General features: G+C 40.0%; 8 protein-coding genes. 5 read left to right on the top strand and 3 right to left on the bottom strand.

Translation table 11 applies throughout. The annotated features are described in order from the left end of the window. The coding region (locus ACYQ28_RS18590) for a hypothetical protein (protein WP_460052756.1) at positions 1 to 863 on the bottom strand (863 nt) is incomplete at its 3' end. Positions 864 to 1,101: 238 nt separating this feature from the next. On the opposite strand from ACYQ28_RS18590, the gene ACYQ28_RS18585 reads away from it, so the two are divergent. Genes ACYQ28_RS18585 through ACYQ28_RS18575 form a run of 3 tightly spaced genes read left to right on the top strand, consistent with a single transcriptional unit; the run spans position 1,102 to position 3,035 of the window. Further along, positions 1,102 to 1,548, top strand: coding sequence for a hypothetical protein (locus ACYQ28_RS18585; RefSeq protein ID WP_460052757.1), 447 nt, complete (start codon positions 1,102 to 1,104; stop codon positions 1,546 to 1,548). Then, positions 1,541 to 2,212 carry a class I SAM-dependent methyltransferase gene (locus ACYQ28_RS18580; protein ID WP_460052759.1) on the top strand — a complete coding sequence of 224 codons (672 nt, stop codon included), beginning with the start codon at positions 1,541 to 1,543 and terminating at the stop codon, positions 2,210 to 2,212. The genes ACYQ28_RS18585 and ACYQ28_RS18580 overlap by 8 nt, the downstream gene beginning before the upstream one ends. A 7-nt stretch (positions 2,213 to 2,219) precedes the next feature. Then, positions 2,220 to 3,035 carry a helix-turn-helix transcriptional regulator gene (locus tag ACYQ28_RS18575; protein ID WP_460052762.1) on the top strand — a complete coding sequence of 272 codons (816 nt, stop codon included), beginning with the start codon at positions 2,220 to 2,222 and terminating at the stop codon, positions 3,033 to 3,035. Between the two features lie 163 nt (positions 3,036 to 3,198). Here ACYQ28_RS18575 and ACYQ28_RS18570 read toward each other — a convergent pair whose 3' ends face one another. Then, on the bottom strand, positions 3,199 to 4,065 hold the full coding sequence (locus tag ACYQ28_RS18570; RefSeq protein ID WP_460052763.1) for a hypothetical protein: 867 nt from the start codon (positions 4,063 to 4,065) through the stop codon (positions 3,199 to 3,201). A gap of 277 nt (positions 4,066 to 4,342) precedes the next feature. Between ACYQ28_RS18570 and ACYQ28_RS18565 the strand changes: the two genes are divergently transcribed. Next, positions 4,343 to 5,176, top strand: coding sequence for a DUF817 domain-containing protein (locus ACYQ28_RS18565; RefSeq protein ID WP_460052765.1), 834 nt, complete (start codon positions 4,343 to 4,345; stop codon positions 5,174 to 5,176). 384 nt (positions 5,177 to 5,560) lie between these two features. Further along, positions 5,561 to 8,101: an ExeM/NucH family extracellular endonuclease gene (locus tag ACYQ28_RS18560; protein ID WP_460052768.1), complete on the top strand. Its 2,541-nt coding sequence runs from the start codon at positions 5,561 to 5,563 to the stop codon at positions 8,099 to 8,101. Positions 8,102 to 8,416: 315 nt separating this feature from the next. Here ACYQ28_RS18560 and ACYQ28_RS18555 read toward each other — a convergent pair whose 3' ends face one another. Further along, positions 8,417 to 9,010, bottom strand: a complete 594-nt coding sequence (locus tag ACYQ28_RS18555) for a hypothetical protein (RefSeq protein ID WP_460052770.1) — start codon at positions 9,008 to 9,010, stop codon at positions 8,417 to 8,419. Positions 9,011 to 9,353 lie beyond the last annotated feature (343 nt).

Here is a 9,353-nt window from a genome sequence, read left to right as displayed (position 1 = left end):
CCGAATGAATTATTTTTAGGGCAGCGAGTAGATTTACTTGCTGCATAATTGATTGCAGTTATTACTTGAAACCAAGTGTTCTTACTGGCGTCAATTACTGAATTATCGTTTGGCTGATTGTTGCTATTGTTGTAATAGTAGTAACCAAGCATTATTGTTAAAATCGATAATAACGAAATGGTTAAGGCAATTTTCTGTAAATGAGAGAAGTAATTATCTCTTGCATCCGATAGTTCGGCAGTATGTACATCGGATAAGTCTGTTTGAGCATTTTGGGATTTAACTTCGATCTTGACCGAATCTTTTAGATTATTTTGGTGGCCTTGATATTGGGTGTCGGTAATTCTAATTTTTACAATATTGTTACAGTCTTCTAACTGAAGTAATGCACCTCTGCTCGGTGACTTAGACGTTCCATAAAATACGTTTTCACCATCTGTAATTGGGTCTTCATCTGCTGGTCTTACCGCTAAAATGAATTCATTGAATTCCGGTAGATTTCTTGTACCACTCTTTTCTTCTCTTTCTAACAATCTGCATGATGCCCAATGCATCATTAACAATGGCTGGTCTGTATCTAATTCACCTGAATAAAGTTGAGTTATCCATTTTTTGAATGTGCCAGCACTTATTAGGTTTGGGTATTTATCTTGTAAAGGCGATCGCAATCGATATGAGAATTTTTGTTTAAAAAAATTCTTGAGTACATCGTCTGACGGAATTCCTTCTAAGTCTGAAAACTGTTCTTCGCACAAATCCTTAATTATTGCACTGAATGAATAACCCTGCGCCAGTTGGTTAGATTCAAATAGGTACCTGTACGTAGGTGAAACAACATATTTAGTTGTAGTGTCGACGGCCATAAGGTGTTGTTTTTAAATATTTATTTTGGGTTCTGGCGAGTTCCGAAATGTTCGGAAAGCGATTTTTGGTTACCGAACCCACGTTTAATTTTATTTTGCTTTAAAAAAAGTTGAAATGTGAATGTCCGAGATTAATTGGGCATGAACTCTCAGAAGCCGGCTCTGGGAATTTTCAAAATTTATTCATTTAGGAAGTATAACCATGTATTTAACTGACTTAATAAATAGAGTTTCAACCATGACTCTGCCGGTAGATTCCAATACTGCATTAACGTCGAAATTAGAGCTTGACGAGCGCATTATGGGCCCAATTATGAAGAACATCATGTCGCCGATTATGCGCATTATGGGCCCAATTATGAAAAACATCATGTCGCCTATTATGCGTATCATGGGCCCGATTATGAAAAACATCATGTCGCCTATTATGCGTATCATGGGCCCGATTATGAAAAACATCATGTCGCCTATTATGCGTATCATGGGCCCGATTATGAGAAGCATCATGTCGCCAATAATGTGTATCATGAAGCCGATTATGTCTCCTACCCAGAACGCACCAATTATTACATTTTCTAACAACAGCCCCTTAGGGGCTGTTTTTCAAAATTTTGAGAATATCTTTTGGACCGATGAAGATCGAGATATTCAATTTCGAGTTCGACTAGGAGGTAGTTATGACTAATGCTTGTCCTAATTATCAAATAGAAGATTGGAATCAATACGCTAATTGTCACGCACAAGTAACAACATTTGTTCAACATGAGGTTTATGTTGAATGCGCTCAGCAATTAAACGGTAATGTACTTGATATTGGCTGTGCAACAGGTAAGTTGGTTTCGTATTTAATGAGTAATCGTAATATTACCAGTTATACCGGAATAGATTTATCTATTTCAATGGTCGAATCAACAAAAAATACAATTTCGTTATTCAATTGCGATAATTTTAATGCGGTTGTAGGGGATATTGAGACTTATTGCGACGGTACCTATGATAGTGCTGTCTCCATAATGAGTTATTATTCTTGGACTGATCCAATTTTAAAACTAAAAAATATATATGCATTATTAAAGCCGGGTGGGAAATTTGTTTTGGCAACGGCTAATCAAGCTATTAATATAGCGGCATTATTAGAGCATTCTCGGCGAGAACTTGTTAGGCATCCTTTTTGGAATATTTTTAAGCAGCACAATGAATCTCTCGCGCATAATAATACAGCCAGTTTTATTAGTATGGGAGATTTGGCACGAGAATGTTTGTCGGTTGGATTTGATGTTGAATCATGCCATCAAAAGTTTTATCTTGGAGGTATGAATTTTTTGGTCTTAGTTAAACCTCAATTGTAAAAAAATTATGAATACGGATGTAAATTCTTTACAGGGAAGTAATGCTTACGCCAACATGGTTTTGGATTTTATTGAGTCTCTTGATAATTCTAAAACCATGTCTGATTTATTCCACTCGTTAGAAGTTGTCGCCAATCAGTTGGGTTTTGAGGGCGTTTCTTATACCTATATTCCTCCTGTTGTTTTAAATAATCTACAAGAAAACTCGCCAGTGTTTGTTAAGTCTGATACTTTCAGTGACGGATTTATTTCCCAGTACGAGGAAGATAATCTGGGTGAGCACGACTTTGTCATTAAATGCGTTTTGAATAATGATCTGAAGCCTGTTCATTGGTGGCAAGCAGTTGAACAGAGACGAGTGGATAGGGACGAAAAGAGACTCATTGAGATTGCCAGATCCGATTATCAAATTGAAAACGCTATTTCTATTCCCACTTTTAAAAATGGCGATAGTATTGCTGGTGTTAGTATTACTAGCTCCGAAGAAAAATATTATTTCGATAAGCTTTTTGATGAACGAATACAATTGTTTAGTCGGTTGTGCCGAATCTTCAGCGATCGTATTATTTTAACGCCGCAGTACCAAGCTAATTTTTATCTGCCTTTCTTGAAAAAACTCTCCTTTACAGAAAAGCAACTACTACTTCTTTTAGCCGAAGGAATTCCATTAAAGAGGGCTGCTGAAAAAGCAAACATACAATACAAGTATGCCGGTAACGTAGTTGAGAGGTTGAGGGTGAAATTTGGCGATGTATCTAGGGAGAGATTGTTTTATATAGCAGGTTTAATTAGGTTCCACTCTCTAGTAAACATTGGGTTATGAAAAGTGCTTGTTGTTATTGATGTCTTGATCAAGGCTTTTATCGAGGCTATCGGAAATTAAAAGTTCCGGTGAATTCCTTTTCATCCGGTCAGTGAAATTTTTACAGAGGTGTAAATGGCCCGCTTATAATTATTAATGTATTTGCAGTTAGTTGGTTTAGAATTTAACTGCGATTGCCTTCAACAGTGCCTTCAAAACCTTCCACAGTATTTTGAAATGTTCCTGTGAAAGATCCGTCTTCTGAGATGGAAATTTGAAATGTTGTTGCTTCCCCAAATACGCCACCAGACGCACCCGCGGCTGTAGCATCACCACGGCTATTAATACTTCCTCCGAAACCAAACGGACCATCATCACCGGTACCACTTCCCATTAACTCTCCCGATGCATTAATCGTGAAGGTATAATTGCCACCAAAGCTCTCACCATCCTCCTCACCGAGAAAAGTACCTTGATATTGCCCGGCAAACTGGCTAATTAATGTCGTACTAAGATGGGCTTGGGCGCTAAGCACGGATACTAGGTTGCGTGCTCCGGCTGTAGTGAACGTTGTTAAATCGGTAATAGCTGTTTGCACTTGGCCATCTTCGGTGAAGTTTGCCACGCTCAAGGTGAAATCGATTTCTATATTAATCGCAGCGTCGCTAACGCCTTCAACTATACGGATACCGTTGGATGGGTCAGCGTCGTCATCCAGCGTTTGTAAAAATCGAGCGATATTGGTGACTGTTGGATCGGTTTCGTCTTCGGCATCTGTCACCAAATCTACCGGCGTAATTATTGGGGCTCCAAGTGTACTACCAATTATAATATCCCCAATACTGAAAATTATTTCGCTACCAATCTCGTAAGTGAAGGTACCATTTTCATCGGTAACACCTGTTTGCTCACCAGAAACATAGGTAAGCCCTTCCACAGCCTCATCTAAAAAAACTCCCTGTGCTGTTTCTGGTGATCTTTGGCCCTTCGAGCCACCGCAGCCAGATAGTAATAAACTACCCGACAGTAAATAAATTAATTCTCGTTTCATTTTAGATTCCCTATTTGGTTTTGTTATTTTGAATAAGAAAATGCTAAAACGCTCTTTCAATAAGAACTAGATGGAAATTTCCATCTAGTTTTTTGAGAAATAAGGAGTTTTTGGATTGTTCCTATTTTAAGAAATTATTTTATAGTTCTGCGAAATTAAACTTGGTTGATGCTATAATTTATTGTTGTAACGAGGCTTAAAAAGTAGCTTGAGTTGTTTTTATTGCTAACACTTTTTTCTTGTTACATGCCTGCGGACTTTTTATAAGAGTTTTTGCGTGGAATTCGCAAAAACGGCGCTTAGATTGATTATATGGATTGCTGTTGTGGAAAAGGTTAAGCGTTTTGTTTGGGAATTTTGGTTGTTTGGCTTGAAGCAGGCTTATGCGTGTTTGTTTGGTGGGTTTTTGTTAGGGGTTATTATTGTAACTAAGATTTGGTATCCCTTTGAGTCGTTACATCGCTACGATTTTATCTTTTTGTCAGCGGTGGTTTTTCAGCTTTTTTTGTTGGCAACTAAGCTTGAGACGTTGCGCGAGTCGTTGGTTATTGTGATTTTTCACATTGTTGCAACGCTTATGGAGTTGTTTAAAACTTCTGACGCAATAGGTTCTTGGACGTATCCAGAAGATTATGTTTTGGGTATTGGTAATGTACCCTTGTTCACGGGGTTTATGTACAGCGCTGTGGGTAGTTATATTGCTAGAATTTGGCGAATTTTTGATTTTCGCTTTGATTATTATCCACGTTTTGGAATAACACTTATTTTAGCTCTGTTGGTGTATGCGAATTTTTTTACGCATCATTTTATTGTGGATTTTCGGTGGATTATATTAGCGTTGATTGTTGGTTGTTTTTATAAATCCAATATTTATTTTCGAGTCGATAAACAGTATCGCGCCATGCCGTTGTTGTTAGGTTGGTTTTTAGTGGCGTTATTTATTTGGTTTGCCGAAAATATATCAACCTATGCAAGTGTGTGGGTTTATCCCAATCAACAGCAGGGTTGGCAGTTGGTTTCTTTTTCAAAGTTGATTGCTTGGTATTTATTAATGTACGTGAGTTTTGTGTTGGTTACCTGTGTGAATACAATTCGTAAAATCTCTGATTAAAACCTTTGCATTAAATACACGCTAGAAAATTAAAGTACCATGCTTAATAACGTTAGTTCTGCAATAATGTTTTGATGTTGAAATTGGCGACACTTCTTGGTGTCGCTAGCAGCTTTGGGTTAGTCAAAGTTTTTTATTTTTAATCAACGATTCACGTTCTCTTATTACGTCTTCTTGTCTTAAAACCGTCATATGTTAGAAAAACCCACAATGTATTCTTATCTATAAGGGGGCTCTAACAGTTATACTTCAATACCCCGAATTCACGATCAAAATAGTCAGTGCTGAATAAGATTCAACAGTAGGAGCGGTTGAATTTGTCTTTGTGGTGTTTGTTCAGCACGATTGTAATAACGCTTGAATAATTATTTAAAGGAATCTTCCATGGACATGAAAAAGTTAGTCGTGGCAGCACCCTTACTCTCGTTGAGTATGGGCGCCAGCGCCGGCATGGTATTAACAGGAATATTTGACGGCCCTTTACCCGGTGGTTTACCTAAAGGCTACGAAGTTTATGTAACCGAAGACATTGCCGATGCGTCATTGTACGGCCTTGGTTCGGCAAATAACGGCGGTGGTAGCGACGGTCAAGAGTTCACCTTTTCTCCGGTTAGTTTGAGTGCTGGCAGTTATGTATATGTTGTTACCGACAGCGTTTCTTTTTCGGATTTTTTTGGTGTAACGCCTGAGTTTGTTTTTGAATCCGGTTCGGCGAGCATTAATGGTGATGACGCTATTGAGTTGTTCTTTAACGGCAGTGTTGTCGATTTGTTCGGTGAAGTAGACGTTGATGGCACCGGCCAACCGTGGGAATACCTAGACGGTTGGGCTTATCGTTTAAGTGGTTCGGTGGCAAGCAGCACTTTTGATATTACTGAGTGGAGTTTCAGCGGGCCAAACGCCTACGATGGTGAAACCAGCAACGCCACAGCGGCCAATCCTTTGCCTTTGGCAACCTTTACCACTGTCGGCGGCGGCGATGATGACGACGACACTCCGCCACCGGTTGAGATTGGCGCGTGTTTTAGCGATGCGACTTTGATCAGTGCTATTCAAGGTGATGGCGCAAGCGTTACCACTACAGATACTGTAGTTGTTGAAGGTATTATCACTGGTTTACGTGATAATGGTTATTTCCTACAAGAAGAACCTAGCGATTCTGATGGTAATGCGGCAACGTCTGAAGGTATCTTCGTTTTTGCAACCATTTTAGATGAGTTAGAAGTTGGTGATACCGCTCGTGTTTTGGGTGTTCCTTCAGAATTCTTTAACAACAGTCAAATCACCGCCGAGCAACAATTAGATTGTGGTGTTGCGGCTGAGTCTGTCATTCCTGCATTTATTCCAATGCCATACGAAGGTCAACTTGATCTTGAAACCGTAGAAGGCATGGTTGCAACCGTTACCGACGCAACAATCTATAGCCTTGATAATTTCACCCGCTTTGGTGAAATGTTCTTGAGTGATTCTGTTAAGTTAACTCCAACCGAAGCCGGTGCGCCGTTCAGCCCTGAATATGACGCGGCTGTTGCTAATGCCAGTGCGAACATTTTGTTGATTGACGACAATAATGGTCGAACCTTCCCAGATGAAATCAGCTATTACTCAACACCAGAATTTGATGGTTTGAATTACGATAACGCTCCTCGCGTAGGTGAAACGGTTTCTGCTACTGGTCCTGTGATGTTCTCTTTTGGTAACTATCGCATCAACCCAGTAAAAGAGACCTTCTCAATTGCATCTACTCGTACCGCGGCGCCTGATTTAATTCCTGCCGATGTTACTGTCGCAAGTTTTAACGTGTTGAACTACTTTAATGGCCTTGTACTGGACAACGGTAGTGTAACCTTCGACTACCCAGCCAACCGTGGTGCAGCTGACGAAGAAGAGTTCGCGTTACAAGAAGCTCGAATTGTTAACGCTATTATTGCTTTGGACGCCGATGTTATTGGTTTGATCGAAGTTGAAAACGATGGCTTTGGCGACGACAGTGCTATTCGTCAATTGGTTGATGCGATCAACGCGCAACTGGGTGATCGTGTGTATCGTTTCGCTCGTTCTGACGACGAAACCATTACCGGTACCGATGCCATTACTAACGCGATCATTTACAAACATCGTAAAGTAATTGCCCGTGGCGGATTACGCGGTATTGCATTGCCATCGCAAGATAATAATGGTCGTTTTGTTGGCCAACGTAATACCTTGGTACAAAGTTTCCGTCACCGCGCCACTGGTGATCAATTCGCGCTAGCGATTAACCACTTTAAATCAAAAGGCTCAACTTGTTTTGAAGATGACGTTAACCCAACGGCGTTAGATTCCATTCAAGGCAGCTGTAACGCATTCCGTGTATCTGCGGCGGTAACCTTAGGTAATGCGCTTGATGCGATGAACTTGCCTGAAAAACTGTTAATCATGGGCGATCTAAACAGCTACAGCCAGGAAGATCCTCTAGCAGTACTTACCGAATACACCCCAGAAGAACGCGGCTATACCATTGTAACTGCGGTTAACACCCAGCTTGATGGTGGCGTTTCTGTACCGGTAACTGAGACCTTTGGTTATATTCCATTGCGCGATACCTTTGATCCAGAGGGTTACTCGTTCTACTTCTTTGGCGCTGACCAAATCGGTGCTCTCGATCATGTGTTAGCGACGCCTGCTGCGGCCGATGCCACAGTTGATGTAACGCATTGGGATATCAACACCACTGAGTTGTTCCAGTTAACTTACGACCAAGCACTTGCGTTCTATAATCCTGCCAACGGTGATTTAATTGATTTCACCTCGGTAGGACCTTATCGCAGTTCTGACCATAACCCTGTGTTAGTTAGCTTGGAAATGGACGCGAAAAATCGCGGTAAAGCGAAAAAGATTGAACGAAAAATTCGCAAATTCTTTAAGTATTTTGGATTCTATTAATACCAAAATAAACGCATGTCAGTACCAATGTGTTGTACTAAAAAGAGGCCGAAAGGCCTCTTTTTTTGCGTAAAAATTATCGATTTGAACGAGACTAAATCATCGCAAACTCTAAAAGCGTCCGATTTAGGTAACCATGATTTCACCAGAGCGCTGTATGTTTAGGAACCTCTGATTAACTCATCCATGATTTAATTAGAGGACAGAAATTGAAAATGCGATTTCCAATTTCTTCACAATTTCAATCACTTACCGTTCTTGAAATTGGCGACACATCCTTGTGTCGCGAGAAACTCTGGTTAATCAGAGTTTCCTTTAATAAATTCGAATTCTATTAAATTCGCGCGATTGCGGATTAATACTGGAGCGTTCACCAATATCGGTATTTGATCCATCACCGTAGGGGGCAACGCCTTCATCGGGCGGCGAGCTAATTACATTTAAATCTACCGCTTGTGCGTAACCTTCAATTCCATTGTCGGTAATTTGCATTTCATAAATAACACCATTCCACAACTTCGCCGAAAACTCACTGGGAGACTTGTGCATAAATAAAAAGCTGTGCTCAAGCCAAGTTAAGTTTGTCTCTGAGATAACTTTTGAATATTCGTAGGGATAGATTACGTGGCAAAATACTTCAACGTCGCCCGTAACGCAGTCAAAATTGCGCATGGATAAGAAATAGACTTCATAAGAACCCGTTTTAGGCGTAAACGTGAACAAATATTCACCTTGGCTGTTTTTGTCTGAAGTAACGGTGAGCTTACCTAATTCAAAGACCTTATCTTGATTGGTTATCAACTCAACCGTGTGTGTGCCGGGCAGTTCCCAAGCCATAGCGGCGCAGCTTAGGCTGGTTAACACACTCGCTAGCGTGGTTTTGACTGTGTTAGCAAAGAATTGAGGCATGCAAACTCTCCGTCATTATTATTCTAGGTATTGATGTTTTACAGAGTAAAACCCGTGTTTTATTATTTGTTTTTCTCTAAATTAAAAGTTGTTTATACACGAAATTATCAAAAAAGTAATGATAAGAAGTGTAGCTAAGCTCAACAGAGACGAGATTGGATTTTTAACGATTTGATGATCAACAATTACAGAAGCATTCGCGGTCGGAAAAGCGTAAAGAATGAGAGAGTGAAGATCGAGTATTGAACTAAATAGACGTGAATTAATTTATAGGAAACTCTGATTAACCTAGAGTTTCTCGCGACACAAGGATGTGTCGCCAATTTCAAGAACGGTAAGTGAT

This window comes from Sessilibacter sp. MAH1, assembly GCF_054658315.1.
Note: the sequence above shows the minus strand (reverse complement) of the source record. Positions and strands in the feature narration are given on the sequence as shown.